At 67.1% G+C, this 26,661-nt stretch carries 26 protein-coding genes, 2 pseudogenes and 1 riboswitch; of the genes and pseudogenes, 12 read left to right on the top strand and 16 right to left on the bottom strand.

The window, feature by feature from the left end; translation table 11 throughout:
• Positions 1-202 precede the first annotated feature (202 nt).
• The 9 genes and pseudogenes from FB548_RS01180 to FB548_RS01140 form a co-directional block, all read right to left on the bottom strand.
• On the bottom strand, positions 203-553 hold the full coding sequence (locus FB548_RS01180; protein ID WP_142122949.1) for a DUF1428 domain-containing protein: 351 nt from the start codon (positions 551-553) through the stop codon (positions 203-205).
• Positions 554-817: 264 nt separating this feature from the next.
• Complete coding sequence (locus tag FB548_RS01175; protein ID WP_142122948.1) at positions 818-1,129, bottom strand: aminopeptidase; 312 nt, start codon at positions 1,127-1,129, stop codon at positions 818-820.
• 657 nt (positions 1,130-1,786) lie between these two features.
• Positions 1,787-2,323, bottom strand: coding sequence for a GrpB family protein (locus tag FB548_RS01170; protein ID WP_142122947.1), 537 nt, complete (start codon positions 2,321-2,323; stop codon positions 1,787-1,789).
• A 27-nt stretch (positions 2,324-2,350) separates the two neighbouring features.
• Complete coding sequence (locus FB548_RS01165) at positions 2,351-2,815, bottom strand: hypothetical protein (RefSeq protein WP_142122946.1); 465 nt, start codon at positions 2,813-2,815, stop codon at positions 2,351-2,353.
• 74 nt (positions 2,816-2,889) lie between these two features.
• Entirely contained in the window at positions 2,890-3,909 is a 1,020-nt protein-coding gene (locus FB548_RS01160; protein WP_142122945.1) for an IS3 family transposase, read from the bottom strand.
• Positions 3,819-4,049, bottom strand: a pseudogene (locus FB548_RS01155) (transposase); the annotation flags it as partial. The pseudogene FB548_RS01155 and the gene FB548_RS01160, both read right to left, overlap by 91 nt.
• Before the next feature lie 73 nt (positions 4,050-4,122).
• Positions 4,123-4,809, bottom strand: coding sequence for an AbiV family abortive infection protein (locus FB548_RS01150; RefSeq protein ID WP_142122943.1), 687 nt, complete (start codon positions 4,807-4,809; stop codon positions 4,123-4,125).
• 189 nt (positions 4,810-4,998) lie between these two features.
• Positions 4,999-5,841 (bottom strand): PhzF family phenazine biosynthesis isomerase, encoded by an 843-nt coding sequence (locus FB548_RS01145; protein ID WP_142122942.1) that lies wholly within the window; start codon positions 5,839-5,841, stop codon positions 4,999-5,001.
• Positions 5,838-6,521 carry a hypothetical protein gene (locus tag FB548_RS01140; protein WP_142122941.1) on the bottom strand — a complete coding sequence of 228 codons (684 nt, stop codon included), beginning with the start codon at positions 6,519-6,521 and terminating at the stop codon, positions 5,838-5,840. Before FB548_RS01140 ends, FB548_RS01145 begins: the two co-directional genes overlap by 4 nt.
• Positions 6,522-6,581: 60 nt before the next feature.
• On the opposite strand from FB548_RS01140, the gene FB548_RS01135 reads away from it, so the two are divergent.
• Positions 6,582-8,033: a PLP-dependent aminotransferase family protein gene (locus FB548_RS01135; protein ID WP_142122940.1), complete on the top strand. Its 1,452-nt coding sequence runs from the start codon at positions 6,582-6,584 to the stop codon at positions 8,031-8,033.
• A 44-nt stretch (positions 8,034-8,077) separates the two neighbouring features.
• Here FB548_RS01135 and FB548_RS01130 read toward each other — a convergent pair whose 3' ends face one another.
• The 3 genes from FB548_RS01130 to FB548_RS01120 form a co-directional block, all read right to left on the bottom strand.
• Positions 8,078-8,548, bottom strand: coding sequence for an MgtC/SapB family protein (locus tag FB548_RS01130; protein WP_142122939.1), 471 nt, complete (start codon positions 8,546-8,548; stop codon positions 8,078-8,080).
• A gap of 58 nt (positions 8,549-8,606) precedes the next feature.
• On the bottom strand, positions 8,607-9,755 hold the full coding sequence (locus tag FB548_RS01125) for a hypothetical protein (protein WP_142122938.1): 1,149 nt from the start codon (positions 9,753-9,755) through the stop codon (positions 8,607-8,609).
• Between the two features lie 64 nt (positions 9,756-9,819).
• Positions 9,820-10,737, bottom strand: a complete 918-nt coding sequence (locus FB548_RS01120; protein WP_142122937.1) for an AEC family transporter — start codon at positions 10,735-10,737, stop codon at positions 9,820-9,822.
• Between the two features lie 167 nt (positions 10,738-10,904).
• Here FB548_RS01120 and FB548_RS01115 point away from each other — a divergent pair, with 167 nt between their 5' ends.
• The 4 genes from FB548_RS01115 (at position 10,905) to FB548_RS01100 (ending at position 14,081) form a co-directional block, all read left to right on the top strand.
• On the top strand, positions 10,905-11,447 hold the full coding sequence (locus FB548_RS01115) for a VOC family protein (RefSeq protein WP_142122936.1): 543 nt from the start codon (positions 10,905-10,907) through the stop codon (positions 11,445-11,447).
• 66 nt (positions 11,448-11,513) lie between these two features.
• Positions 11,514-12,173 (top strand): alpha/beta fold hydrolase, encoded by a 660-nt coding sequence (locus tag FB548_RS01110; RefSeq protein WP_142122935.1) that lies wholly within the window; start codon positions 11,514-11,516, stop codon positions 12,171-12,173.
• Positions 12,173-13,324 (top strand): cell division protein ZapE, encoded by a 1,152-nt coding sequence (gene zapE, locus FB548_RS01105; protein WP_142122934.1) that lies wholly within the window; start codon positions 12,173-12,175, stop codon positions 13,322-13,324. Before FB548_RS01110 ends, zapE begins: the two co-directional genes overlap by 1 nt.
• 4 nt (positions 13,325-13,328) lie before the next feature.
• Positions 13,329-14,081 (top strand): NAD-dependent deacylase, encoded by a 753-nt coding sequence (locus FB548_RS01100; RefSeq protein WP_142122933.1) that lies wholly within the window; start codon positions 13,329-13,331, stop codon positions 14,079-14,081.
• 461 nt (positions 14,082-14,542) lie between these two features.
• Here FB548_RS01100 and FB548_RS01095 read toward each other — a convergent pair whose 3' ends face one another.
• The 3 genes from FB548_RS01095 to ompR are packed head-to-tail and all read right to left on the bottom strand — an operon-like array spanning position 14,543 to position 17,459.
• Complete coding sequence (locus tag FB548_RS01095) at positions 14,543-15,451, bottom strand: alpha/beta hydrolase (RefSeq protein ID WP_142122932.1); 909 nt, start codon at positions 15,449-15,451, stop codon at positions 14,543-14,545.
• A gap of 26 nt (positions 15,452-15,477) precedes the next feature.
• Positions 15,478-16,743 (bottom strand): ATP-binding protein, encoded by a 1,266-nt coding sequence (locus FB548_RS01090; RefSeq protein WP_185741926.1) that lies wholly within the window; start codon positions 16,741-16,743, stop codon positions 15,478-15,480.
• A complete protein-coding gene (ompR, locus tag FB548_RS01085; protein ID WP_142122930.1) occupies positions 16,740-17,459 on the bottom strand; it encodes a two-component system response regulator OmpR in 720 nt (239 codons plus the stop codon). Before ompR ends, FB548_RS01090 begins: the two co-directional genes overlap by 4 nt.
• Positions 17,460-17,651: 192 nt before the next feature.
• On the opposite strand from ompR, the gene FB548_RS01080 reads away from it, so the two are divergent.
• The 7 genes and pseudogenes from FB548_RS01080 to FB548_RS01050 all read left to right on the top strand — a co-directional run bounded on the left by FB548_RS01080 (position 17,652) and on the right by FB548_RS01050 (position 25,983).
• A complete protein-coding gene (locus tag FB548_RS01080; RefSeq protein ID WP_142122929.1) occupies positions 17,652-18,176 on the top strand; it encodes a hypothetical protein in 525 nt (174 codons plus the stop codon).
• Between the two features lie 254 nt (positions 18,177-18,430).
• Positions 18,431-18,595: pseudogene (locus tag FB548_RS18930) on the top strand (hypothetical protein); the annotation flags it as partial.
• 10 nt (positions 18,596-18,605) lie between these two features.
• On the top strand, positions 18,606-19,466 hold the full coding sequence (locus FB548_RS01070) for a sterol desaturase family protein (RefSeq protein ID WP_142122927.1): 861 nt from the start codon (positions 18,606-18,608) through the stop codon (positions 19,464-19,466).
• A 74-nt stretch (positions 19,467-19,540) separates the two neighbouring features.
• Positions 19,541-20,905: a VOC family protein gene (locus tag FB548_RS01065; RefSeq protein WP_142122926.1), complete on the top strand. Its 1,365-nt coding sequence runs from the start codon at positions 19,541-19,543 to the stop codon at positions 20,903-20,905.
• 295 nt (positions 20,906-21,200) lie between these two features.
• Positions 21,201-21,421: riboswitch (cobalamin riboswitch) on the top strand.
• 272 nt (positions 21,422-21,693) lie between these two features.
• A complete protein-coding gene (locus FB548_RS01060; RefSeq protein WP_142124043.1) occupies positions 21,694-24,030 on the top strand; it encodes a ribonucleoside-diphosphate reductase subunit alpha in 2,337 nt (778 codons plus the stop codon).
• Positions 24,031-24,303: 273 nt separating this feature from the next.
• Positions 24,304-25,323, top strand: a complete 1,020-nt coding sequence (locus FB548_RS01055; RefSeq protein ID WP_142122925.1) for a ribonucleotide-diphosphate reductase subunit beta — start codon at positions 24,304-24,306, stop codon at positions 25,321-25,323.
• A gap of 243 nt (positions 25,324-25,566) precedes the next feature.
• Positions 25,567-25,983: an acyl-CoA thioesterase gene (locus tag FB548_RS01050; RefSeq protein ID WP_142122924.1), complete on the top strand. Its 417-nt coding sequence runs from the start codon at positions 25,567-25,569 to the stop codon at positions 25,981-25,983.
• A 12-nt stretch (positions 25,984-25,995) separates the two neighbouring features.
• Here the strand turns inward: FB548_RS01050 and FB548_RS01045 are convergent, their stop codons facing one another.
• The gene (locus tag FB548_RS01045) at positions 25,996-26,529 is read right to left on the bottom strand and encodes a riboflavin biosynthesis protein RibA (RefSeq protein ID WP_142122923.1); all 534 of its coding nucleotides are present in this window, start codon (positions 26,527-26,529) and stop codon (positions 25,996-25,998) included.
• Between the last annotated feature and the right edge of the window lie 132 nt (positions 26,530-26,661).

The raw sequence follows: 26,661 nt of genomic DNA, 5'->3' as shown, positions 1-26,661 counted from the left end.
GACCCAGTGCAGGAAGTGCTCCGATGACCGCACCGACCGCGCCCGTGCTGATGATGGTTTCCCTTAGCTGCCGTCTCTGCCACATGGATGCATGCCACCTGGGTTGAGCCGACCCATCATATGACCCGGCGCGAATGACGTGTCTGGCCGCGCGGCGGGAGCCGCCCGCTACTCAACCCACTTGCATGCGGGCCACGGCACCTCAGGCATCCACGATGACGTTGAAGCCCCCGTAGATCATGCGCCGTGCGTCGAAGGGCGGGACTTCATCGCCGCGCTCCATCCTCGGGTCGGCCATGACCTTGCTGTTTCCCTCGTCGCGCGCCTCTTTCGAGGGCCACGAGATCCACGCAAAGACCACCACTTCATCCGGCTTCCGTTTGACGGCCGAGTGGAACGAGGTCACTTCGCCCTCCGGCACGTCATCGCCCCAGCACTCGACAACATTGAGCGCACCGTGTTCACGGTAGATCGCGGCGGCCTCGACCGCCATCTTCCGATAAGCCTCCAGGTTGGCCACCGGTACGGCCGCCACGAATCCGTCGATATACATATCGCCCTCCTGATGTCGTCCACGTTGCGTTGTGCGCTTTGAAGCCGAGGCAAGCATGGGGACCGGGGAAACGTCCCTCCGTGGCTTGGCGCATGGGTGGCACAAGCGTAGCGCACTCCAACAATGTCGCTCCCGTGCAAGTTCCCGGCCCGGAAGACCCGGCCGCGCTTCGCGTATCCGGATTACGTTGGCTGATCGAGTTTCATGGGGTGATGACGCCCAGGTTGAGCCCTGTCGCGAAGGGACATCGACCTGGGGAAATCATCAGGGGACAAGCTGCACTTCTTCACGGCGTACATCCGAACCCAGTTCGCCATAGACCTTCGTTGCCGTTGCACGCTTCATGAAGTCCGCTGCCAGAAGCGTCGGGCGGACGGCCTCAAGGAGGGCATCGGCATCCGGTCCGTAGAGGTACAGATAAGCATCGCTGCCATCTGCCGCGACTTCGTTCCCGTCAAACTCTCCCGCACCGGTCTTCTCCAGTACTTCTTCCAGCTGCGCTTCCAGCGCGAAAAGCGGCGTCAGCTCGGTCGATCCGTAATCAAAGTGGACGATCACGGCCTGTTCTTCGCTCACAGTCTCTCCCCCGGCCCCACACGCGGCGAGCAATGCGCTTAGTGCCACTCCAAGTGCTGCGAATTTCACCTTTCTCCCCTGACGTCTTATGTCTTCCGATGAGCCGCGCCGAGAAGCGGCGTCGGCTTGAATGAATTGTTAGCGGGCATACGCGCGCCAATGTAAACCGCGCTGTCCGGTCTTGTGTATGCCCACAAATTCGAGATGGGTTGATGCGTCCGACTTGCATCGAGAGAACACATAGGACGCCCTCAGCTCCTCTGGAGTTGGCCACCATGACCGATTGAAATGCGATGGGACGAGCCCCGGGAAGGTGATGGGCTTGCAGTCGCCTGGAAGTTGCAGGCGCGAACCGTTTGGAAGGTCGAATGTCAGTGCGCTGACATTTGTATCAAGGTTATGGACCTCACGGAGGTTTGTGGCGGTGACCGGAATCCACTCAGGCACCCATCCGCGAGTGATCGCCCCATCCGCAATGGCGGCCGCCGTGGTTGGGTATTTCGCGTCAAGGGTGGTGTCCAGGCAGCCCGTGACCGAGATGGTCGTCAGGAGAAGAAGTACGGCTTGCTGCGATCTGGACATATCCGCTAACGGTTGACATGAGGGGCGGCCGACAGCTGGCGAAGCCAGATGTTGGACGTCCCCTCGATGGAAGGGTTAGGCCCCGCGCACGATGGCATGGACGAACTCTGCTTTGGCATCGGTGTAGGCCTCCCGATCGTTGGGATGCGTCGCGGCGAGCTGAGTCTTGAGCGCGGCATACTTTGCGGCGAGCTCTGGACTGGACCGTAGCGCATTGCGGAACCTCAGCCGTGCGTGCCAGACGGGACTGCCATGGACGACGAGATGAAGATGATGCGTTCGATGCCCGTTTGCCCAGCGCATGAACCACTTGCGATCTGACAAGGACTCGTTGAACTCTGCAGAAGTGGTGTAGCCGGATTGGCACAACGGCAGCGCAAGTCGTTCAGCAACTGTGATGGACTGAACGCCGGCAAGAATGTCGATGACCGGTTTGGCACTGAGTCCCGGAACCGCGGTGCTTCCAATGTGCTGAACGTCCATGAAGGTACCTGGGAACAGAGACAGGAGGCGATCTCGCTCGACTTCAAACGCCTGAGGCCAAGAGTCGTCATACGAGTGCAGCTCTACGTCTTCGTATATGGCAGCGAGGAGAGACTCTTCTTCGGTCACGGTTGGTTCTCTACTAGGCGTAACGCCTTATGTCTTCCGATGAGCCGCGCCGAGAAGCGGCGTCGGCTTGAATGAATTGTTAGCTGGCAACCGCAGTTCCCAGCTGTCGGCCAAGCACTCAAAGGTCTCGTCCTTCAGGTAGAACAAGTAGTGCAGGGTTGCGGGACCTTGAGGGCCAAGTATTACCCAGTCGGGTGGGGATACGAGCAGCTCTGAATCCCCCGAGATTTGGTAGAACTCACCCCAGGCTGGTGCCATGCTGCCAAACCGGCACTGGCCCATGTGCCACCCCTCGTCGTTGGTCGGACCTAAACGATAGCGTTTGCAGCTTTTGAAGCGAATAGTTGCTTTAGAGTCCTTGGCGAACCCGGGGAACTGAAACGTGTTGACGTAGAACGTCAGTTGCAACTCGGAACCATCAACAGACACCAAAGGCTCAGGCGCATTTGGATCCGCATTCCAGCCGTGGTTGAGCTGCTTAAAAGTCACCATTGCCAGCTAACGCCCGAATTAAGCCGACCCGCGAAGCGGGTGGCAGTTCCTACGAAAAAGTGGACACCGGTTCTCTAGCAGCACTGCTCGAATTCCACCGGTGATCGATAGCCCAACGCCGAGTGCAGGCCCTGGTGATTGTAGAACTGGATGTAGTCGTTGATCGCCGAGCGCAGCGAGCGGTCACTGTCGAAGCGACCGCGGTGATACATGTCCGACTTCATCGACTTGTTCCATGACTCCATGTGCGCGTTGTCGTTCATGCGGCGCGGCCGGTTGACCGACTGCACCAGCCCGGCCCGCTCCAATCCCTGTCTGAAGCCATTGGCCATGAACTCGATGCCCCGGTCGCTGTGGAAGAGCGTATCGCAGGCCGGCGCGCGTGTCCGCAGGGCGGCGGCCAGGGCCCGACGGGTCAGCGAGGCCGTGCGTTCGGGCCCCAGCGACCAGCCCAGCAGGCGGCGGGAGTAGCGATCCATCACCGTGGCCAGATAGCGCCATTGGCCAGCGACCTTGAGGTAGGTGACATCGCCGACCCACACCTGATCGGGTCGATCGCAACGTTGTTCGTGGGCACGGCTGGGGACGCTGTCCAGGAACCGCGCCAGGCCGGGACGTCGGCGATAGAGGCGGACCGAGCAGGCGCGTACGCCTTCCTGCCGCATAAGCCTTTCAACCCGGCGGCGCCCCACGGACTGGCCCTGACGCCTGAGGGCGGCATGGACCCGTGGGCTGCCATAAGTGTGCCGGCTGGCCTCATGCACGCGACGGATCTCCTCCATCAGCGCGGCATCCTCGATCTGGCGGTCACTGGCCGGCCGCCGAGACCATGCATAGTAGCCAGCGGCACTGACCCGGTAGAGACGGCACATCGTCCTCACCGGACAGGTTTCCTTGTGGTGCTCGATGAAGGCGAAGATTTCGCTTTTCGATCGGAAGTGAACGCGATCGCTTTTTTTAAAAGGTCGTGTTCGAGCTTGAGTTGCTCGTACTGCCGCTTGATCTTGCGCAGCGCCTTCAGTTCGGCCGTGGTCGACGGATCCATCGGTGCACCCTTGGTCACGATAACGCCCTCCCGCGCGAGCCTTCGCCAACGAGACAGCATGTAGGGATGGATGTAAAGCGACTGGGCGACATCGCTGATCCGTACGCCGGGCTGCTGGCTCAAGCGGACGGCAGAGGCCTTGAAGGCATCGCTGTAGCGATGGATGGTTCTGGGGCCTGGCTTTGGCATTGGGACACTCCTGAGGGTTAGGTCAAGGTGTCCACTGAACCGTGGGAACTACCGCGTCGGCTTGAATGAATTGTTAGGGCTCATTAGCGCGCCGGGTGATGAGACCTATCCACGGATTATGGCCTGGTGGGCGCAATCCAGCTTCCTGCAAGCGCTGATAGTAGTCAGCCTGCATGGCCTCTGCTGATTCGAGTGTGTGCTCCACATAGCGCTTGACGACATCTGCGAATATATCAAGCTCTTCCTCGCACTCTGGCGAAGAGACTCGTTGCAAGTACTGCGCGCTAGCAATGAATCTTTCCGCCATTGCTGCGTCAATGACCTCTGCGGGAACGGACCACTGTCCGTTCGCGAGAAGGTCGACATAGAACGAGAGTTGCTTTATCAAGTCGCCTAGGGCGGGATGAGCGCTTGCAGGGCTGCTTAGCGCGAAGACATTACCCAGGAACTCTGACCTACTCCAATCCATGTTGGACGCAGTCCATAGAACATTCTTGGCCGTGTGGGAGCGAAACGCTCTCCAGCTCGACTTCAACGCTGCCGCATTATCCGCGATAAAAATGGAGCGTATTTGGCCAATCTTTCCGAACTCCTCAATTGCGAGGATCGCCAGAGCGGTTGCGCTGGGAAAGCGCCCAGCAGCGAAAAGGCTCTGCGCATCCTCAAGCAGTCTGGCGCCGTTAGATGCAGCATGCCTCATACCTAGCGCTGCTTCAGCGGAGTTGATCTTGCCTTTGTATGGTGCGAACTTGTCCAACATGAGCCCTAACGCCTAGTAGGCCCTACCCCCGGGTGGTAACGCGGATGTTCACGTCCTCCCCACTACGCGTCAAGGCAGACGATGCATTGCTGCACATAGGTGTTGAGCGCATGCCGGGAAGTACGGGCCCAAGCGCCACAGGCATGCTTCGCCGAGGATCATCACCCCCAACCCGGGGCGATGATCGACTCAATCCCCCACCGCAATCCCCACCGCCGTCCCACTCACCCGCACCCCCTCGCTTACATCCACCGGCACCTCCACCCGCAACACACTCGGGCGTCCGAGATCTTGTCCTTGGTGGATGGTGACCCTGCGGTCCTCGGGCAACCGGTCCTGTGACGCCAGATACGCACCCAGCGCAGCAGCGGCCGCGCCGGTGGCCGGATCTTCCACCACGCCGCCAGGCGGGAAGGGATTGCGCGCGTGCAGCGTGCGCGCGTTCTCGCGCCACACCAGGTTGATCGTGGTCCAGCCGCGTGCTGCCATCAACGCGGCGAGGGCATCGAAGTCGTAATGCAGGTCGGCCAGGCGCGCGCGCGATGCGGCGGCGATCACCGGATGCCACGCGCCCGCATACGCCAGCCCGGGCGGCAAGGCGCGATCGAGTTCGTCGTGGCGCCAGCCGAGCGCCGCGAGCAGCGCGTCCAGGTCGGCCGCCTGCAGCGTATCGACGCGGGGCGCGACGCTGGTCAGCGTGGCGACGAAACCGGCATCGACCGTCACCCGCACGCGTCCCGCCTGCGTGTGCAGCACGACATCGCCGGGACCGTGTGCGTGCGCCTGCGCGACCATCGCCGCGATGGTCGCGTGCCCGCAGAAACTCACTTCGGCCAGCGGACTGAAGTAGCGCACATCGAGATCCCCGTCCGCGCGCGGCAGCAGGAACGCGGTTTCCGAATAGCCCACCTCGGCGGCGATGCGTTGCATGGCGGCGCCGTCGAGGCCACGCGCGTCCAGCACCACGCCGGCGGGATTGCCGCCCTGCGGATCGGTGGTGAAGGCGCTGTAGCGCAGCACGGCGGAGGTCATGGTGTTTCCTCGCCGAGCGCGACCGCCTTCGGCGCGTCCAGCGGCACCACCAGGTAGCGCAGGAAGAACTGCGTCAGCGGGCCCACGCCGAACGCGAACAGCACGGTGCCGACACCGGCGACGCCACCGAGCAGCATGCCGATGATCAACACGGTGACTTCGATCAGCGTGCGGATACTGCGGATCGACCAGCCAGTACGGCGCGCGAGTCCCGTCATCAATCCGTCGCGCGGACCCGGGCCCAGCTGCGCGCCGATGTACATCGCGGTGGCGAGGGCGCACAGCACCACGCCGGCCAGCAGGTAGGCGCAGCGCAGGGGCAGGCCCTCCGGCGTACCGAGGAGGGCGAGGTTGAGGTCCGCGAACGGACCCAGCAGCAGCGTGTTGGCCACCGTCCCCAGGCCGGGCATCTGGCGCAGGGGAATCCAAGCCAGCAACACAGCGACGGCGGTGACCACCATGACCATGCCGAAGGACAGTGGCACGTGCCGCGATACGCCCAGGTGGAAGACATCCCAGGGCGATGCGCCGACGGCGCCTTCGATCATCAGTGCGATGGCCAGGCCATACAGCCACAGGCCCACGCCCAGCCGCAGCAGGCGTTCGGGCAGGCGGCCGGCTTTCAGTTGCGCGAGCGGTCCGAGATTGGCGAGTCCGGGGGGAGAGGTGAGTGGTTTCATGGGGCCACCATCGTTGCAATTGGCTCTTTCTGATAGAGCCAATCCTGCGATAGTGGCCCCATGGACAGATCACTGGCACCCGACCACCTCGCCACCCTCGTGGGTGACTTCCCCCGTACCCCGGCCTACCGGGGCCTGCGCAAGGCGCTGGAGGAACTGATCGGCGATGGCCGCATCCCGCTCGGCACCCGCCTGCCCAGCGAGCGCGCCGTCACCCGGGTGCTGGGGGTGTCCCGCAACACCGTCACCCGGGCCTACGCGGACCTGGTCGCGGCCGGATTCGCCACCGCCCGCCAAGGGGCCGGCACGTACGCGGCCGTGCCGCTCGACCGCCGGCGCGCACACGACCATGCCCTGCATGCCCTCGGCACGGCGGCGTCGACGGAAGGCGTGATCGATCTCAACTGCGCCGCCGGTGCGGCCACGCCCGGCGTCGCCGCGGCCTACGAGCGCGCCATGGCCGCACTGCCGGCCTACCTGGCCAGCGACGGCTACCTGCCCTCGGGCCTGCCGGCGCTGCGCGCGCTCATCGCGGCATCGTACGTGCGGCGGGGACTGCCCACCGCGCCGGAGCAGATCGTGATCACCTCGGGGGCGCTGTCGGCCATCGCCATCATCGCGCGCGCACTGTCGCGACCCGGCGACCGCATCATGATCGAGTCGCCGGTGTATTCGAACGCGATCGAAGCGCTGCGCCTGGGCGGTGGCCGCCTGGTGAGCGCGCCGATGGCCGATCCGCTCGGCGACGAAGGCTGGGACCTGGCGGCCATCGAGGCCACGCTCAGGCAGACATCGCCACGCGCGGCCTACCTGATTCCGGATTTCCAGAACCCCACCGGCTTCCTGATGCGCGACGGCCAGCGCGCCCGCTACGCCGCCGCGCTGCGGGCGACACGGACGACCGCGATCATCGACGAGACGCTGCAATCGACCTGCCTGTCGGGCGATCCCATGCCTGCGCCCTTCGCCGCGCACGCGACGGATGCCTTCACCATCGGCAGTGCATCGAAGCTGTGCTGGGGCGGCCTGCGCGTGGGCTGGATCCGCGCACCACGGTCGGCGGTCGACCGCATCATCGCCGCGCGCGTACAGATGGACCTGGGCAGTTCCCTGTTCGATCAGTTGGTGGTCGCGGAAATGCTGGAGGCGGACGGCGCGCTCGCCACCCGGCGTACGCAGCTGCGGCAACGGCGCGACGCGCTGGCGCAGGCACTGCATGAGCACCTGCCCGGGTGGTGCTTCCGCCTGCCCGATGGCGGCCTGACGTTATGGGTGAAGATGCCGCACGGCAGCGCCACGCAGCTGGCCGCCGACGTGGAGCGCAAGGGCGTCTACCTGGCGCCGGGCCCCGTCTTCAGCGTGGAAGGTGGCGCCGACACCTGGTTGCGGATTCCCTACGCCAAGCCAGAAGAGCAACTGGTGCAGGCGGTCCGGATCATCGCCGATGCGTGGTCGGAGAGCGCCCGCGATACCGGTCACCGCCGCAACGCCACGCGGCGACTGATCGCGTAAAGAGCGTGACTGCATTGCCGGGCAGGGTTCGCGACGCCTGATCGCTAGCCTGCGTCGTCGCGGCGCGTCACGCGACGCTCCAGCCACGCAAGTACTGACAGCACCGCGAGGGTCAGCAGCGTGGCCAGCAGGGCCAGCCAACCATGGCCGAAGCCGACCGCCACGCCGATCACCGCCACCATCAGCAGCGAGGCGGCCGTGGTGATGCCGGCGACCACGCGGCCGCGATGCGCGATCATGGTGCCGGCACCGATGAAGGCGACACCGGCGATCACCGCTTCCACCAGCCGGAACGGATCGATCTGCACGCGGCCGTCATGGTCGTGCTGCGCCTGCGCCAGCATCATGTCGCCCATGCCGGTGAGCATGGCCGCCGCACCGGCCACCAGCGTGTGCGTGCGGAAGCCCGCGGGCCGATCTTTCATCTCGCGCTCCAGGCCGATGACACCTCCCAGCAGCATGGCGAACGCGATGCGCGCGACCACCGCCGCCTGCACTTCCCATCCATCGAACATGGCGTGATCCTCCTGCGCCGATGCTTCCATCGGCCGGGTCAACGCGATGCGAAGGCGGTCAGGGTGCGGTTGGCGGGTTGCCGGTCAGCAAGGCGCGATAGTCCCGGTTGTCCGGCAACCAGTCGGCAGGCGGTTCGCCCGCGACGCCGTTGGCTTGCAACTGGTGGCGCATGGCGGCGAGCTCGCCATCCCGCAGGAACACATCGACGTAGTCGCCCGGCAGGTGTCGCGCGGTCGAAGGACGCTGGTACAACTGCATGACGTTTTCATACACCCAGGCGAAGCGGCGCAGGCGCTCGCGCGCCGCGTCGCGTTCGACATCGGCGTCGGCCCACTGCACCAGCTGCGGCAGCGCGATAGCCGGACCGATCACGATCGAGCCGTCGGCGGCCAGCAGCGTGTAGATCCGCTTGCAGGCGGCGCGTACGTCGGCCGGCAACGATCCGACCTGCGCCCGGCATCGCTGCGTGATCGGATGCAGGGTCGGGATCGCGATGGCCGCATTGATGGCCATCACCGCGACGTCCGCCATGTCCTGCGGCGTGGCGGCCCGCCCGATCCCGAGATCCTCGCCAATGGCGGCCGCCAGTGCGGGATCCAGCGGCGGCACCGGCACCTGCCGCAGCGTCGTGGCCATCAGCAGGCCGACGTCGTTGAAGTGCGCGCGGTAGTGGGTCGCGTTGGCAGCCGCCTGCCAGTACCGCTCGGCGGCGGCCATGTCCTTGCGCTGGACGGCGTCATGATGGGCCGTGAGCAGGAGTTCGGCGTTGCCCGGATCGGCGGCCATCAGGCGTTGCAGCAGCAGGCCGCGGTCGCAGCGGGCGTCGTTCTTCGGGCAGGCATTCAGCAGCGCCCAGTCGACGAGCGGATCTTCGCCGGTGGACGCCGCGTAGGCGGCCTCGACCCATGCACCGGACTGGGCCCAGGCACGCGCCTGGATGTCCGCATTCTCGCCACTCCTTGGCCACAGCCAGCCTGCGACCAACAGGTCACGCGGCGTGCCGCGTGCAGCAATGGTGCGCAGATGCGCTTCGACATTCGCACGCCAGGCGTCATGCCAGGCCTGGCTGGCAGCCGCCAGCTGCGGATCGGATTCGACCCGGCCCGGTACCTCCGGCGGCGGACCCTCCTGCGCGAAGGACGGTGATGATGCGAACACGGATGCCATCAACACCAGCCACGTGCAGGCCTGCATTGCCTTGCGCATTGCCCACTCCTGTCGGGAACTGCGCCAACGTTCGCATGAATGCCGCACCGCGCGCCAGCGGCGGCTATGCGACGAGGCTTCCCACCACCCACGCCCACATCGGCAGCGTCACCAGCGACAGCAGGATGCCGTAGCCCACCAGCGCGGCGGCCAGGCGCGGGGCCAGCTGGTGCGAGATCGCGAGTGCGGCAGCGGTGATCATGGTGGGCATGGCCGACTCCAGCACGTTGGCCTGAAGCATCTCGCCGGTCATGCCGAAGGCGAGCGACAGCGGCAGGGCGAGGGCCGGCATGACGATGAGCCGCAGCAGCAGGCCGACCGCGAGCGGCTTCACCTCGTCGCGCGGCAGCTTCAGCTGGATGGTCAGGCCCACCGCCAGCATCACCAGCGGCAACAGCGCGTCGGCAAGCTTCTGCAATGCGGACGCGATCCAGGCCGGGGGCTGTTCCGGCATCAGTGTCAGGCCGAACAGCAGCGCCCATACCGGCGGGAACTTCACGATGCGCAGGCCGATCTCGCGTGCGGTCGGTGGCGCGTCGCCGCCGTAGCGCGCCAGCACGTACAGACCGAAGGTGGACAGAAGGACGAAGGTGCCGAACTGGTCGTAGACCACCGCGTAGGGCAGCGCGTGCTCGCCCAGCAGCGCGCGCACCATCGGATAACCGATGAAGCTGCTGTTGCACAGCGCCACGCACAGCAACAGCACGGCGTGCTCGTCGCGGCGGAACCCGAAGATGCGCGTGGCCAGCGCGACCAGCGCCACGGTGACGACGGTCAGCACCCACGGCGTAGCGATCACGCCCAGCAGCGAGGCGTCCACGTGCAGGCGTGGCACGTAGGTCAGCACGGCGGCGGGCAGGCAGACGTACAGCACCACGCGATTCAGCACATCCGCCGCGTTGTCGGGGAACACGCGCAGGCGCGCGAACACCATGCCGAGCGCCAGCATGGTGAGGATCAGGGCGAAGGCATCGAATGCCATGGGCACCGGGGCAATGCGTGGGGCGTGCAGGATCGCACAGGCGTATCCAGGTGCGCCTGCGCCTTTCGTCGATGCCCATGCATTCCTCAGGCGCCGCATCGCCGCGGGCCGCGCCTGACCGCGATGCGGGCAACCATCACGCTTCCCTCCCGGATGGAAGCAAGCCCATGGCACGCACGATCCCGGTTCCCGCCGGTTCAAACACGGTCAACCCGTTCCTGATCACCGATCGCGCCAGCGACCTGATCGCGTTTCTTGTAGAGGTCTTCGGCGCAGAAGAGGTCTCCGAAGCGCGCACGCTGGATGCCGACGGCCTGATCCTGCACGCCGAACTGCGCATCGGCGACGCGCTGCTGACCCTCGCCGACCGCAAGCCGGGCTGGCCGTTCACGCCCGCGCTGACACGCGTCTACGTGGCAGATGCCGCCGCGACCCTGGTGCATGCCGTGCAACGCGGTGCGCACGTGGTGACGCGACCGACGCCGTTCTTCGGTGACACGCTGGCGCGCTTCCAGGATCCTTCCGGCAACCTGTGGTGGGTCCAGCAGCACGATCCCCTCGCGGTCACCTCGTGGAACGACGGCGCGGGCCCACTGGAGGATGCGCACGGCGATGGGTGGGCGTATTCGAATCCGGATCTGGACGAGATCCACGCCACCCTGATGGTCGCCATGGCCCGCCTGCGCGATCCGCGCACCACGCCCGGCTGATCCCGCCGCGCCTTGCCGGCACGCGCCGTCCGCAGCCCTGCGTGGCTCTGGGCTTATCATGTCGGCATGAACGCACCTGCATTCCCCACCGCGTCCGGCCCGATCACGCTGGCAGGCCCCGAGGGCCCGCTGGAGGCCCACGTCGACTGGCCCGAGGAAGGCGAACCGGTGAAGCCGGTCACCGCCGTGATCTGCCATCCGCTGCCCACCGAGGGCGGCACGATGCACAACAAGGTCGTGGTGATGGCGGCACGCAGCATGCGCGAGCTGGGTGCGGTGACGGTGCGGTTCAACTTCCGCGGCACCGGGGCGTCCGCCGGCTTGTTCGACCAGGGCGATGGCGAGGTCGATGACCTGCGCGCCGTGGTGCAGTGGATACGCGAACAGCGGCCCGGCACGCAGCTGTGGCTGGCCGGTTTCAGTTTCGGCGCCTATGTGTCGCTGCGCGCCACCGAAGGGCTGCAGCCCGATGCGCTGGTGTCGATCGCACCGCCCGCCGGGCGCTGGGATTTCAAGGCGATCACGCCGCCGGCCTGCCCGTGGCTGGTGATCCAGGGCGAGGAGGACGAGGTCGTCGAACCGCAGGCGGTGTACGACTGGATCGATTCGCTGAAGCAGCCGCCGGAACTGATCCGCATGCCGGAAACCAGCCACTTCTTCCACCGCAAGCTGATGGACCTGCGTGGCGCCATCAAGCACGCCATGAAAGCCTACGTGCCGGCGTGATGGGGGACGACGTACGGGGCACGGGGCCCACGCCGTCGCAGGTCTACGCGCGCGGCGCCGCGGAAGGCCAATGGCAGGACGACCCGGCGCAGCATCCCGCGCTGGCCGAGCTCGACCGCATCCATGCGGCGTTGCTGGCGGAGCCGGCGTCGCCCGGCCTGTTCGGCAGGCTGTTCGGCAAGCCACCGGAAACCGTCAAGGGGCTGTACTACTGGGGTGAAGTCGGTCGCGGCAAGACGTTCCTGGTGGACCTGTTCTACGACAACCTGCCGCTGCCCACCTATTCGGTCTCGCAGAACAAGGCGCATGGCGAGGGCGGGGGCAAGTACCGCACCCACTTCCACCGTTTCATGCGCGGCGTGCACGAACGCCTGCGCCTGCATGCCGGCGAAAGCGACCCTCTGGCGAAGATCGTGCGCGAGGTGCGCGGCAAGCTGCGCGTGCTGGTGCTGGACGAGTTCTTCGTCACCGACATCGGCGACGCGATGCTGCTGGCACGCCTGCTGGAGCGCATGTTCGCCGAGGGCATCGCGCTGGTGACCACGTCCAACACCGCGCCGGAGAACCTGTACCGGGACGGGCTGCAGCGTGCCGGGTTCCTGCCCGCCATCGACCTGCTGCTGCAGCACTGCGTGGTGCTGCGCTCGGACGGACAGGAAGACTACCGCCTGCGCGCGCTGACCCGTTCGCCGGTGTACCGCACGCCGCTGGACGCCGCGGCCGACGGCTGGCTGGCGATGCGCTGGCGCGAACTGAGCGGCGGCGAAGCGGCGCACGGCGGCAACATCGAGATCGACAGCCGCAAGATCCCGGTGCGTGGCCGCGGCAAGAGCATCGCGTGGTTCGATTTCGGCGCGCTGTGCGAAGGTCCGCGCGGCACCACGGACTACATCGAGATCGCGCACGAGTTCAACACCCTGCTGCTAGGCGGCATCCCGCGCTTCGATGCGCTGAATGAAGATGCCGCGCGCCGCTTCGTCAACCTGGTCGACGAGCTCTACGACCGCCACGTCAACCTGGTCTGCACCGCGGCGGAAGCGCCGACCGCGCTGTACACCGGCGCGCGCCTGCAGGGCGCGTTCGAGCGCACCGCCTCACGCCTGATCGAGATGCAGAGCGCCGAGTACCTGGCCACGCCGCACAAGGCCTGAGCGCATGGACGTCGTGCCCGCCGCGATCGACGACGTGCTGCGCCGGACGATCGACAGCGGCGGCCACATCTACGTGCTGACCGGCGCCGGCATGTCCGCCGAGAGCGGCATCCCCACCTTCCGCGGGACCCACGACAGCCTGTGGTCGCGCTTCGATCCGATGCGGTTGGCGACGGCCGAGGCGTGGCGCGAGGATCCTGCGCTGGTCTGGGGCTGGTACCGCTGGCGGATGCACCTGGTCCGCGAGGCGCAGCCGAATGCCGGCCATCGCGCGCTCGCGGAGCTGGCGCGCCGCGTGCCGCTTTGGCTGGTCACCCAGAATGTGGATGACCTGCATGAGCGCGCCGGCAGCACGGTCGACGCGCATGTGCACGGCAGCCTGTTCGCATTGCGCTGCTTCGCCTGCGGGCGCGCGCACGAGGGACCGCTCGAAGAGTACGTAGACGATGCGCAGCATGTCGAACCGATGCGTTGCGTCGGCTGCGGTGATCGCATCCGACCGGGCGTGGTGTGGTTCGGCGAGGCGCTGCCCGAGGATGCCTGGTCAACGGCGGTGGACGCGGCGACGCGTTGCTCGCTGATGCTGGTGGTGGGCACGTCGGGGCTGGTGTATCCCGCGGCAGGTCTCCCCGCGCTCGCCCGCCGCCATGGCGCGGTCGTGGTGGAGATCAATCCCGAGCCGACCGCGCTGTCTGCGGATGCGGACCATGTGTGGCGCGCGACGGCGGTGCAGGCGCTGCCGTTGCTGGCGCGCTAGGGATTGCTCCTTTCCTTCTCCCCGCAAGCAGGGAGAAGGTGCCCGGAGAGCGGATGAAGGGCGCTTTTTGGCGCAGACGCTTCTGCTTCATCTCCATAATCTTGTTGATCGAATACTGCGTGTTCACGACGAAGTGTCTGTCCACCGACGCCGTTCGCCCCCTCACCCGCCTTCGGCACCCTCTCCCCGCTGCGCAGGGAGAGGGGAGCTGTCTCGCCGCGCTTGTGCCTGAAAGAAAACGACGCGCGTGTGTCCTTCTCCCCGCAAGCGGGGAGAAGGTGCCCGAAGAGCCTGTCCCGTACTGGATACGGGAGCGGATGAGGGGCACTCTTCGCGCAGAACGCTTGGTGTTCGTTGAAGGCGCGCATGCGCAACCACCTCAACGCTTCCTGCTGCGCCTGAATCAAGACAGTTGCTCTCCCCGAGCACGGGAAGAGGGATACTTCGTGCTGCGGGGATACCTAGTGCAGCTGTCTATGGACAAACGCATCCACCGCGTCCGTGTATCCGGAAGGCGTCCCCAGCAATCGATTCACTTCCGCATGCGAAAGGTCCTCGGGCAGCACCTCCATCGCCACTGCGAGCGTATTCGCTTTCTCCACCATCGCTCGGCCCTGCGGACAGGCATCCTTGCGGCGCGAGGAACAGACGAACAGCATCGGCACGGCATCGCGGGTGAGCTGGTGGTACGGCGAGGCGGCGATCCAGTCGTCGTGGTTGCTGCCGAACGCACGGTCGTAGATGCCGGGAAGCGGCGGCTTCTGCATGGTCAGCGGCACGTCCAGCGCTCCGCTGTCCAGCGACACCACGCCGCGCGGCTCCTTGGCGCCGGCCTCGCGCCACAGCGTGGACGAGGCGCCGACCAGCGCAACGAGATGCGCGCCGGCGGAGTGGCCCATCAGCAGCACGCGCGAAGCATCGCCGTTCCACTCCGGCGCGCGTCGCTGCACGGCGGCCAGCGCACGGGCGACATCGCGCGCCTGATCCAAGGGCGCGGTGTCGGGCCGCATGCGGTAGTTGGTGGATACGAGGATGTACCCTTTCGGCAACCAGTAGGCCGCCTTGTTCTCCACCACGCCGGGATTGTCCTTGTTGCCGTTGGCCCAGCCGCCGCCATGGACGAACAGCAGGATCGGCGCATTGCGCGGTTGCGCCGGCAGGTAGACGTCGAAGCGCTGGCGCGGATCGTCGCCATAGGCGACATCGCGCAGCGCTCTTGCGCCTGCAGGGAGGGCCGGGGCGCGCGCGGCGGGCTGGCGCGAGGCCTCGCGCGCCTGCTGCAGGCGTTCGCGGAAGGTCTGCGCAGCCAGCGGCGGCAGCGTCACGATCAGGCCGACTGCGAGCAGGCCGGCTCGGAACAGCATCTTCATCGCATCACCTCGTGGGGACATCCGGTTCAGACGGCGCGCAACACCAGTTGCGCACGTAGGCCGTGCGGCGTATTCGGCAGCAGGCGCAGCTCGCCGCCGTGCTGGCGGGCCACGCGGTCGACGATGGGAAGGCCCAGCCCGCTGCCACCTTGCGCCTGGTCGTGGACGAAAGGCTGGCGTGCGCGTTCGGCCGCTTCGGCGGAGAGACCGGGGCCGCCGTCGGCGACCTCGACCACCCATGCTGATCCTTCGGCCCACAGGTGCAGCGACAACGGCAACGCGCCATGCCGCTCGGCGTTGACCAGCAGGTTCTCCACCGCGCGCAGCAGGGCCATCGGCTTGCCAGGCAGCCAGGCATGTTCCGGCAGGTCCACGCGCCATCCTTTCGACGCGGCGGCGACCGCATGGCGGCAGATCGCGGCCAGGTCGACCGTTTCGCTGCCTTCGTCGCGGCCATCGCGTGCGAAGGCGATGAACTGGCCCAGGATCGCGTCCATCTCCATGATGTCGCGCTGCATGCTGCGGGTCAGTTCGGGATCGGTGTCCGGCACCATCTCCAGCGCGAACTGCAGGCGCGTGAGCGGTGTGCGCAGGTCGTGCGAGATGCCGGCGAGCAGCAGCGCGCGCTCTTCCGCCGCCGCGCGCACGTCGCGGCTGGCCTCGCCCAGCGCCTGCGCCAGGCCGGCGACTTCGTGCGGCGCGCGCGCAGGTACAACCGGCGGGGCGTCGCCGCGCACGATGGCCGGCGCCGCCGCCGCGAGCTGGCGCAACGGCTGCACCAGCCGGCGTGCGAAGTAGGCGGCCGCCAGCCAGACCAGCACCACGCAGCCGATCAGCATGAACACCGAGAAGCGGCGCATGCCGGTCCCCGGGCGGTCATAGGCGAACGACACCCACAGCGGTTCGCGCGTGGCCGGTTTCAGCCAGATCACCCGCAACCCGCGGCCGGCATCCATCCGCAGCTCGCGACCGGCGCCCAGCGTGCCTGCCGCCTGCTCGCGCAGTTCGCGCAGCAACGGGGCGAAACGCGGTCGCGCGTCGGCGGGCGGTGTGCTGCGCACCTCCATCCCGGCATCACGCAGCTGCTGCACGGTGCGCGCATGCGGCTGATGGTGATCAAGCGCTTCCACCACTTCAGCGAAGCCCTGCATCGCGCGCAGCAGCTGGTCCGCCGCCGGCCGCGTGGCCAGTTCCCGTCCGAGCAGGATCGCCAGCACGCCCGCGCCGATCAGCACCAGAGCGATCACCAACGCCAGCTGGCCGAACACGCTGCGCGGCAGTGGCGACCTCATGGCGCGGCCTCCGGCGGCACGAACACATAGCCCACGCCCCATACGGTCTGGATCAGGCGAGGATGGCGCGGATCGTCTTCCAGCAGGCGGCGCAGGCGCGCGATGGTGACGTCCATGCTGCGTTCGAACGCATCGTGTTCGCGGCCGCGCGCCAGGCTCATCAGGCGGTCGCGGCTCAGCGGCTGGCGTGGATGCCGCAGCAACACCGACAACACCGCGAATTCGCCGCTGGTGAGCCGCAGCAGCGCGCCGTCGCGGGTGAGCTCGCGCCGGCCCAGGTCGAGCGTGAAAGGCCCGAACACCACCTCGCCGCCGTCGGCCTGCGGTGCACCCGGCACAGGTCGCGTGCGCCGCAGCACCGAGCGGATGCGGGCCAGCAGTTCGCGCGGATTGACCGGCTTGGGCAGGTAGTCGTCGGCGCCGATCTCCAGCCCGACGATGCGGTCGATCTCGTCGCCCTTCGCGGTCAGCATGACGATGGGCGTGGCATCGCCCTGCCCGCGCAGGCGGCGGCATATCTCCAGACCGTTCTCGCCGGGCAGCATCAGGTCCAGCACGATCAGGTCGAAGTGGCCGCGATCCAGCGCCTGCCGCATCTGCGCGCCATCGCCCGCGCCACGCACGTCGAAGCCCTGCGACTGCAGGTAGCGCACCAGCAGCTCGCGCAGCCGCACGTCGTCGTCCACCAGCAGGATGCGCGCCGAAGTTTCGTCCATGCGGCCACTATCGCCGCCTCCACGACGGCCGGCAAACCCCGCCGGCGGCCCGTTTGTAAGCAGATGTTTCCGGCGCCGCCGGCAGACACATCTGCTGTCAACGGCGACACACCTGCCACCGTTGCCCGCCCTACCGTGGTCCTGCCGCCGCTTCCCTGCGCGGCCATCCCACACCCCAACGAGGATTCCGCCATGAGCAAGACCCCGTTCCTGATCGCCACCGCCTTCGCCCTGTGCGCCACCACCCTGTTCGCCGACCACGCCGAAGCGCGCGAGCGCAGCCGCGCCGTGCAACGCACTGCCCAGGGCGGCAGCGTCGCCGTCGAGCGCAGCAATGCGCGCTTCGACAGCCAGCGCCAGCGCGGCTGGCAGGCCGATGGCCAGGGCAATGCGAGCGCCGCGCGCAGCGGCAGCATCAGCGGCGGCAACGGTGGCAGCGCCGGTTACGACCGCAGCGCCTACCGCAATGCCGATGGCAGCGCCGGCCGCCAGCGCAGCGCCTATGCCAACGGTCAGAACGGCGGCACCGCCAGCACCAGCGGCGGCATCAGCCGCGACGCGGCCGGCCATGTCAGCGGCGCGCGCAACACCACGGCCACCGGCGCCAACGGCAACAGCTACACCGGCAGCACGACGGTGTCGGACGGCACGCTGGTGCATACACGCAGCTGCACCAATGCCGCCGGTGACGCCATCGCCTGTCCGCGCGGCAACTGATCGGCCGGCTGCACCCGCTTTCCCGCAGGCGCAGCGGCATGGCACTCCCCCCTGTCGCACGGATGCATTCCCGCACCGCCGCGCCTGCACCTTTTCCTTCCCTCACCCGGAGATTCCCGATGTCCCGTTCCATCCTGCTCCCCCTCGCCACCACGCTGTCCATCTTCGTGCTGGTGGCCGTCCCCGCCGGCGCGCAGCAGCGCACGTTGACCGAAGAACAGAAAGCCAAGCTGCAGGAACGGCTGCAAGCCGCCGATGCGAATGGCGATGGCCTGATCGACAAGGCGGAAGCCAAGGCCAAGCTGCCGCGCGTGGCGAAGAACTTCGACACGCTGGACACCAATGGCGACGGCAGGCTGTCGGCTGACGAGATGCGGGCGATGGCCACGCAGCTTGCCGAACGCCGCCGCCAGCGTTGAGGCCACGACGATGGCATCGCTGCCCCCGCTGTTGGGTGTGCCCCTGCTGGTGTTCGCCGGCATCGCCGCGCTGGAAGGCGCATGGTTGATGCGACGCGGCGGCTATGACTGGAAGAGCTATTGGGCATCGCTGGGCGATGCGGCGGGACGCGCATTGCTGGGGCTGCTGATCCAGGGCGGCGTGGTGGGCGTGCTGCTGCTGGCGATCTGGGACTTCCGGCTGACCACGATCGCGATGGACCGCCCCTGGCACTGGCTGGCGCTCTTCGTCGGCCAGGAGTTCTGCTACTACTGGATGCACCGCGCCGATCACCGCGTGCGCTGGTTCTGGCTGAACCATTCGGTGCATCACTCGTCCGAGCAGTACGCCCTGTCGACCGCGTACCGCTTGGGCTGGACCGGCAAGCTGACCGGCGCCGCGGTGTTCTTCGGGCCGTTGGTGTGGCTGGGCTTCCCGGTGCCGTACGTGGTCGGTGCTCTGGCGGTGAACCTGCTGTACCAGTACTGGCTGCATACCGAGCTGGTGCCGCGGCTGGCGGGCCCTATCGAGTTCGTCTTCAACACGCCCGCGCATCACCGCGTGCACCACGCCAGCAACCCGGAATACCTGGACTGCAACTATGGCGGCGTGCTGATCGTGTTCGACCGCCTGTTCGGCACCTGCCGCGAGGAAATCGTCGGGATACCGCTCCGCTACGGCCTGGTCGAGCCGGTGCGAAGCTACAACCCGGCGAAGATCGTCCTCCATGCCTGGGTGAAGCTGGGCCGCGACCTGCGCCGGGCGCGTGGCCTGCGCCAGGTCGTGATGACGCTGTTCGGACCGCCCGGATACGTCCCCGACGGTGCGGAAGCGGTCCGCCCGCGCCGTTGAGAGTGGCTCGCGCCCGCCCGGGCGGCGACAATACGCTCCCCCGGCGGCCCCACGCCGCCCGCATGCCGAGCCCCATGACCGCTTTCGTTTCCCCCGACCGCATCCGCGGCCTGTTCGCGCAGGCCATGTCCGACATGTACCGCGCCGAGGTGCCGCTGTACGGCGACCTGATCGAGCTGGTCGGCGAGATCAATACCGCGACGCTGGATAACGATGCCGCGTTGTCCGCGCGCCTGCAGCGCACCGGCGAAACCGAACGGCTGGACCTGGAGCGCCACGGCGCGATCCGCGTGGGCACGCCGGCCGAACTGGCGATGCTCGGCCGCGTGTTCGCGCTGATGGGCATGCACCCGGTGGGCTACTACGACCTGACCGTGGCCGGCGTGCCGGTGCACGCCACCGCGTTCCGGCCGCTGACAGAAGAAGCGCTGGCCGCCAATCCGTTCCGCATCTTCACCTCGCTGCTGCGGTTGGAACTGATCGCCGACGCGTCGCTGCGTGCGGAAGCCGAAGCGATCCTGGGGCGACGCGACATTTTCACCGCCAACGCACGCGCTTTCGTGGCGCAGGCCGAACGCGAGGGCGGGCTGGACGACGCCGACGCGCAGCGCTTCGTCGCCGAAGTCCTGGAGACCTTCCGCTGGCATGGCGACGCCACCGTCTCGCTGCAGACCTACCAGGCCCTGCACGGCCTGCACCGGCTGGTCGCCGACGTGGTCAGCTTCCATGGCCCGCACATCAACCACCTGACGCCACGCACGCTGGACATTGATGCCGCGCAGGCGGCGATGCTCGACCGTGGCATCCAGGCCAAGGCACTGATCGAGGGCCCGCCGCGCCGCGCCGTACCCATCCTGCTGCGCCAGACCAGCTTCAAGGCGCTGGAAGAGGAAGTCGCCTTCCCCGATGCCACCGGCACGCTGGTACCCGGCAGCCACAGCGCGCGCTTCGGCGAGATCGAACAGCGCGGCCTGGCGCTGACACCGGCCGGACGCGAACTCTACGACCGCCTGCTCGCGCAGGTCCGCCAGGCGGGCGGTGCCGGCAACACGTCGGCGGACTATCCGCAGCGGCTGGCGGCGGCATTCGCGGAATTTCCGGACGACGAAGACACGCTGCGCCGCGAAGGCCTGGGCTATTTCCGCTACCGCCTGACCGACAGCGGCGCCGCACTGCCGGCATCCGAGCGCGCCACGATGACGCCCGATGCCTTGGTCGAGGCCGGTCATGCCGCCGTCGATCCCGTCGTGTACGAAGACTTCCTGCCGGTCAGCGCGGCGGGCATCTTCCAGTCCAACCTGGGCGGCGGCGAACAACGCGCGTATGACGCGCAGGCCAACCAGGACGCATTCGAGGCGGCGCTGGGCAAGACGATCCATGACCCCTTCGCGCTGTACGCGCAAGCGCAGGAGGTTTCGATCGCGGCGTTGCGGGCGTGATGCTTCATTCCCTCTCCCCGCGCCAGTGGGGAGAGCGTGCCGAAGGCGGGTGAGGGGCGAACGGAGCCCGGGCACCCAATGCGCCGGATCGGGACAACATTCTTGATACCGAAGCGCTTCACGCACGAATCATCACCGCGCCTGCCCCTCATCCGCCCCCGTATCAAGTACGGGGCAGGCTCTTCGGGCACCTTCTCCCCGCCACACGGGGAGAAGGCTTCAAAGCGTGAAACCCGCATCGCGTCGATCTCGGCTGTTCCACACAACATTTGGTGTTGACGCTTCCATACACCCCCACTATCTTGTGGCCGTCGGTTCCGGGGGTCGCTAGCCTCCGGATGAAAAGGGAAGCCGGTGCGGCCTTCGGGCCCACTCCGGCACTGCCCCGCAGCGGTAATTGGGAACGACCCCGCCACACAGCACTGAGGCCACGCCTCGGGAAGCGGCGGATTAGGAGGAAGGCGCCGCCTTCCACGCCCATGAGTCCGAAGACCTGCCGACAGCCGCGCGATGCACACCGCGCGGTGCCGGCCGCGGATTCTCCGGGGGGAGATGGCTGGCGAAGCAGGACACCCGCAGTCCGTCTGCGTGGTCTCGCCGCCTGCGACGCCGCTTCCCCACTGTGATTCCCCATCCGGCCTTCCGCTGCCCCGCGAGGGACGGGCCGCCGCGTGCACCACGCATGGAGGAATCTCGTGACCCAGACCGACACCGCCGTCGTCGACGCCGGCACCACCCCGTCCCAGAAGGACGCGTTTTCGCTGACCCCGCCGCCCACCGCCACCGCGATGAGCGTGACCAAGCGCAGTGGCGGCCGCGAGCCGGTGGACCTCAACAAGATCGTGCGCGCGGTGCAGCGCAACTGCGAAGGCCTGCACGCGATCGACCCGATGCGCGTGGCCACGCGCACCATCTCCGGCCTGTACGACGGCGCCAGCACGCGCGAGCTGGACGAACTGTCGATCCGCACCGCCGCGCTTCTGACCGGCGAAGAGCCTGAGTACAGCCGCCTGGCCGCGCGCCTGCTGGCCGGCTACATCGTCAAGGAAGTCACCGGACAGGAGATCCATGCGTTCTCGCAGTCGGTGACGCGTGGCCACGAGGTCGGCCTGATCAACGACCGCCTGCTGAACTTCGTGCAGACCAACGCGCGCAAGCTCAACGATGCGCTGGACGCCTCGCTCGACCTGCACTTCGACTACTTCGGGCTGCGCACGCTGTACGACCGCTACCTGCTGCGCCACCCGCACACCCGCAAGGTGATCGAAACGCCGCAGCAGTTCTTCCTGCGCATCGCCTGCGCGCTGAGCGAGGACGTGCCGGAGGCACTGGCGCTGTACCGTCGCATGGGCAACCTGGACTACCTGCCCAGCTCGCCGACGCTGTTCAACAGCGGCACCACCCACGAGCAGCTGTCCTCGTGCTTCCTGCTGGATTCTCCGCAGGACACGCTGGAATCGATCTACGCCAAGTACGGCGACATCGCCCAGCTGAGCAAGTTCAGCGGCGGCATCGGCGTGAGCTACACCCGCGTGCGTTCGCGCGGCTCGCTGATCAAGTCCACCAACGGTCACAGCAACGGCATCGTGCCGTGGCTGAAGACGCTGGATTCCTCGGTCGCGGCGGTCAACCAGGGCGGCAAGCGCAAGGGCGCGGCCTGCGTGTACCTGGAAACCTGGCATGCCGACATCGAGGACTTCCTCGAATTGCGCGACAACACCGGCGACGAGGCGCGCCGCACGCACAACCTCAACCTGGCCAACTGGGTGCCGGACCTGTTCATGAAGCGCGTCGAGGCCGACCAGGAGTGGTCGCTGTTCGATCCGCGCGTGGTGCCGGAGTTGACCGACCTGTACGGCGCTGCATTCGAGCTGGCGTATACGCAGGCCGAGCTGCAGGGCAAGGCCGTCAAGACCATCCCGGCCCGCAAGCTGTACGGCCGGATGATGCGCACGCTGGCCGAGACCGGCAACGGATGGATGACGTTCAAGGACAAGTGCAACGCCGCCAGCAACCAGACCCTGCGTGCCGGCAACGTGATCCACCTGTCCAACCTGTGCACCGAGATCCTGGAAGTCACCTCGGCTGAAGAGACGGCGGTGTGCAACCTGGGCTCGATCAACCTCGCCCGCCACTTCGACGAGGATGGGTATTTCGATTTCGACAAGCTGGCCGAAACCGTCCGCCTGGCCGTGCGCCAGCTGGACCGCGTGATCGACCTGAATTTCTATCCGATCGAAACCGCGCGCCGCGGCAACCTGCGCTGGCGCCCGGTGGGCCTGGGCTGCATGGGCTTGCAGGATGTGTTCTTCAAACTGCGCCTGCCGTTCGACAGCGCCGAAGCGCGTGCGATGTCGGCGAAGATCGCCGAGACCATCTACTTCCACGCACTCGAAACCTCGGTGGAGCTGGCGCAGGAGCGCGGCCGCCATCCGTCGTTCGGCGACACGCGCGCCGCCAATGGCGAACTGCAGTTCGACGCGTGGAACGTGGCGCCCGAGAACGCAGAGCGCTGGGATGCGCTGCGCGCCCGCATCAAGGAGCACGGCCTGCGCAACTCGCTGCTGATCGCCATCGCGCCCACGGCGACGATCGCCTCGATCGCCGGCTGCTATGAGTGCGTCGAGCCGCAGGTGTCCAACCTGTTCAAGCGCGAGACGCTGTCGGGCGATTTCCTGCAGGTCAACCGCTACCTGGTGGACGAGCTGAAGAAGCTGGGCCTGTGGACGGCGGAGACCCGCGATGCGATCAAGCTGGCCGAAGGCTCGGTCCAGGGCATTGCCCAGATTCCCGAGACACTGCAGCAGATCTACCGCACGGCGTGGGAAATCCCGATGCGCTCGCTGATCGACATGGCCGCCGGCCGCGGCGCCTTCATCGACCAGTCGGCCTCGCTCAACCTGTTCATGGAAAGCCCGAACATCGGCGCGATGTCGTCCATGTACATGTACGCGTGGAAGCAGGGCATCAAGACCACCTATTACCTGCGCTCGCGCCCGGCGACGAAGATCGCGAAGACCACGGTCAGCAGCACGACGGCGAACGCGCCGAAGCGCGAGTACACGCCGACGGAGGCCATCGCCTGCTCGCTGGAGAACCCGGAAGCCTGCGAGGCCTGCCAGTAACACCTTTCCCACGTCGGCATCCCCGACGGACTACGGAACACGGAGGTTCCGGGCGCATGGATGCGCCGACCCACGTAAATCGCCCCCTCCCCGCGTGCGGGGGAGGGCTGGGGTGGGGGCCAGCCGACGACTCCGACGGCAAACCACCACAGGCTCGGCCGAAACCTTCGCTGCTCTTTCCGCTCCAGCAAACGAACGCCGAACGGCTTCGTTCGCCCCCATCCCAGCCTTCCCCCGCTCGCGGGGGAAGGAGCAGAACAGGAACACCGCACCATGTCCGCACACCCCAAGCAGATGCTGCTAGACCCCGGTTTCGAACTGACCCTGCGCCCGATGCGCTACCCGCAGTTCTATGACATGTACCGCGACGCCATCAAGAACACGTGGACGGTGGAGGAGATCAACTTCCAGATCGACATCACCGACCTGCATTCGAAGATGACGCCCGCGGACCGCCACCTGATCCACCGGCTGGTCGCGTTCTTCGCCACCGGCGATTCCATCGTGTCGAACAACCTCGTGCTGAACCTGTACCAGCACCTCAACGCGCCCGAAGCGCGCATGTACCTGTCGCGGCAGCTCTACGAAGAAGCGCTGCACGTGCAGTTCTACCTGACCCTGCTGGACAACTACCTGCCCGACCCGTCGGAGCGCTTCAAGGCGTTCGCCGCGGTGGAGAACATTCCCGCGATCAAGAAGAAAGCCGACTTCTGCTTCAAGTGGATCGATTCCATCCAGGACATGAAGCGGATCGAGACCCGCGACCAGCGCCGGCAGTTCCTGCTCAACCAGATCTGCTTCGCCGCGTGCATCGAGGGCCTGTTCTTCTTCGCCGCCTTCGCCTACGTGTACTACTTCCGTTCGCGCGGTCTGCTGCCGGGCCTGGCGTCCGGCACCAACTGGGTGTTCCGCGACGAGAGCTGCCACATGGAGTTCGCGTTCGAGTGCGTGCGCACCGTGCGCGAGGAAGAACCGGACCTGTTCGACGACGCCATGCAGCAGCAGGTCTACGACATGCTGGAGGAAGCCATCGAATGCGAAGTCCAGTTCGCCGAGGACGTGCTGTCCGGCGGCGTGGCCGGCATCTCGACCCGCGACATGCGCCAGTACCTGCAGCACTGCGCCGACCAGCACTTCGCCAAGCTCGGCATGCCCAAGCGCTACGACGTGCGCAACCCGCTGCCCTTCATGGAACTGCAGGACGTGCAGGAGCTGACCAACTTCTTCGAACGCCGCGTCTCGGCCTACCAGCTGGGCGTGCAGGGCGAAGTCGGCTTCGACCACGCGTTCTAGCGCTGGCCCCTTGTAGGAGCGACGTGAGTCGCGACCACGCAATGAAAGCCCCGTGGCGCCGCACCGTCCCGGAAATGTCGGCGACAGGCCCAGCGCCATCGCGAACCCATCGGGCATCCGGGCCATTCGTTCGTGCGGTCGCGACTCACGTCGCTCCTACATCCAGCCCGGACGAACCTCACGACCGGCTGACATCCCGGCGCGCTATGCTGCCGCCGGGAGCACGCGAACCGGAGTACCACCATGACCGAACTGGCCAACGCCGAAGTGCGTCCCCTCGAGGCGCGCCTGCTGCACATGGTCTTCCCCGATCACACCAACCACCTGGGCACGCTGTTCGGCGGCCAGGCGCTGGCGTGGATGGACATGTCGGCCTTCATCGTCGCCTCGCGCTATGCGCGCAGCACCGTGGTCACCGCACGCTCGGAGCAGGTGGATTTCAACCAGCCGATCCACAAGGGCGACCTGGTGGAAGTGGTAGCGCGCGTGGTGAAGGTCGGCCGCAGCTCGATGAACGTGGACGTGGAAGTCATCACCGAGAACCTGCTGACCGGCGAACGCAAACTGTGCACGCGCGGTCACTTCGTGATGATCGCGCTGGATCCACTGGGCCGGCCGACGCCGGCACCGCCGTTGCCCCCCGCGATTGCGCAGGACTGACCGCCGCGACGTTCAGAGGGTGGACGTCGTCTCGTTTCCCGCCTGCGCCAGGATGCGCTCGGCCTCGCGCTTCTGCTCGGCCGAGAGTGCATGGACCACGACCGCCGAGTCGCCTTCGCGCAACGCGCCGAGCACTTTCATCACGTAGGCGTCGTGGTCCGGACGAAGGGTAACCAACCCGCCCAGCATCAAGCCGGTGATCGCGCCGAAGAACAGCAATGCGCCCAGCGACAGCCACGGCGACTGGACGATCATCGGGACCGCCTGCATCCGCAGCACCGCATAGGCCAGCAGGCCGGCGAGCATGCCGAACACACCGAGCTTGGCATGCGACCACAGCATCGTGCGGTAGATGCCATGGCTTTCCGGTTCCAGCTTCCGCCCCGGTTGCGTCTCTCCCGGCACCAAGACCTGCACCTGCCGCTCGGACAGATGCAGCGCCTCGCGCACCCGGGCCGCCTGCAGGCGGGCAACCGCAACGCTGGGGCAGATCGCCGCGACCTTGCTGTTGGAGACTTCCTCGGTGAAGAACACGGTCCCGGTCATGATCGACTCCCGGTGTGGACGTGCGGCTACGGTCTCCCCAGCCACGTTGGCGCGGGGTGAACAACGCGTCGAGCCCGTGTTGCGCATCTCTCGCCGTTCATTCGGGGGTGATCCGACGAAAGGCGGGGTTCC

It is taken from the genome of Pseudoxanthomonas sp. 3HH-4 (assembly GCF_006716465.1).
Classification (GTDB): Bacteria; Pseudomonadota; Gammaproteobacteria; order Xanthomonadales; family Xanthomonadaceae; genus Pseudoxanthomonas_A.
Note: the sequence above shows the minus strand (reverse complement) of the source record. Positions and strands in the feature narration are given on the sequence as shown.

Excerpts from the sequence above, each read along its gene's own strand:
- FB548_RS01180 (WP_142122949.1), bottom strand. The coding sequence starts at position 553 with ATGTATATCGACGGATTCGTGGCGGCCGTACCGGTGGCCAACCTGGAG.
- FB548_RS01165 (WP_142122946.1), bottom strand. The coding sequence starts at position 2,815 with ATGGTGACTTTTAAGCAGCTCAACCACGGCTGGAATGCGGATCCAAAT.
- FB548_RS01150 (WP_142122943.1), bottom strand. The coding sequence starts at position 4,809 with ATGTTGGACAAGTTCGCACCATACAAAGGCAAGATCAACTCCGCTGAA.
- FB548_RS01145 (WP_142122942.1), bottom strand. The coding sequence starts at position 5,841 with ATGACCTCCGCCGTGCTGCGCTACAGCGCCTTCACCACCGATCCGCAG.
- FB548_RS01140 (WP_142122941.1), bottom strand. The coding sequence starts at position 6,521 with ATGAAACCACTCACCTCTCCCCCCGGACTCGCCAATCTCGGACCGCTC.
- FB548_RS01135 (WP_142122940.1), top strand. The coding sequence starts at position 6,582 with ATGGACAGATCACTGGCACCCGACCACCTCGCCACCCTCGTGGGTGAC.
- FB548_RS01130 (WP_142122939.1), bottom strand. The coding sequence starts at position 8,548 with ATGTTCGATGGATGGGAAGTGCAGGCGGCGGTGGTCGCGCGCATCGCG.
- FB548_RS01125 (WP_142122938.1), bottom strand. The coding sequence starts at position 9,755 with ATGCGCAAGGCAATGCAGGCCTGCACGTGGCTGGTGTTGATGGCATCC.
- FB548_RS01120 (WP_142122937.1), bottom strand. The coding sequence starts at position 10,737 with ATGGCATTCGATGCCTTCGCCCTGATCCTCACCATGCTGGCGCTCGGC.
- FB548_RS01115 (WP_142122936.1), top strand. The coding sequence starts at position 10,905 with ATGGCACGCACGATCCCGGTTCCCGCCGGTTCAAACACGGTCAACCCG.
- FB548_RS01110 (WP_142122935.1), top strand. The coding sequence starts at position 11,514 with ATGAACGCACCTGCATTCCCCACCGCGTCCGGCCCGATCACGCTGGCA.
- zapE (WP_142122934.1), top strand. The coding sequence starts at position 12,173 with ATGGGGGACGACGTACGGGGCACGGGGCCCACGCCGTCGCAGGTCTAC.
- FB548_RS01100 (WP_142122933.1), top strand. The coding sequence starts at position 13,329 with ATGGACGTCGTGCCCGCCGCGATCGACGACGTGCTGCGCCGGACGATC.
- FB548_RS01095 (WP_142122932.1), bottom strand. The coding sequence starts at position 15,451 with ATGAAGATGCTGTTCCGAGCCGGCCTGCTCGCAGTCGGCCTGATCGTG.
- FB548_RS01090 (WP_185741926.1), bottom strand. The coding sequence starts at position 16,743 with ATGAGGTCGCCACTGCCGCGCAGCGTGTTCGGCCAGCTGGCGTTGGTG.
- ompR (WP_142122930.1), bottom strand. The coding sequence starts at position 17,459 with ATGGACGAAACTTCGGCGCGCATCCTGCTGGTGGACGACGACGTGCGG.
- FB548_RS01080 (WP_142122929.1), top strand. The coding sequence starts at position 17,652 with ATGAGCAAGACCCCGTTCCTGATCGCCACCGCCTTCGCCCTGTGCGCC.
- FB548_RS01070 (WP_142122927.1), top strand. The coding sequence starts at position 18,606 with ATGGCATCGCTGCCCCCGCTGTTGGGTGTGCCCCTGCTGGTGTTCGCC.
- FB548_RS01065 (WP_142122926.1), top strand. The coding sequence starts at position 19,541 with ATGACCGCTTTCGTTTCCCCCGACCGCATCCGCGGCCTGTTCGCGCAG.
- FB548_RS01060 (WP_142124043.1), top strand. The coding sequence starts at position 21,694 with ATGAGCGTGACCAAGCGCAGTGGCGGCCGCGAGCCGGTGGACCTCAAC.
- FB548_RS01055 (WP_142122925.1), top strand. The coding sequence starts at position 24,304 with ATGTCCGCACACCCCAAGCAGATGCTGCTAGACCCCGGTTTCGAACTG.
- FB548_RS01050 (WP_142122924.1), top strand. The coding sequence starts at position 25,567 with ATGACCGAACTGGCCAACGCCGAAGTGCGTCCCCTCGAGGCGCGCCTG.
- FB548_RS01045 (WP_142122923.1), bottom strand. The coding sequence starts at position 26,529 with ATGACCGGGACCGTGTTCTTCACCGAGGAAGTCTCCAACAGCAAGGTC.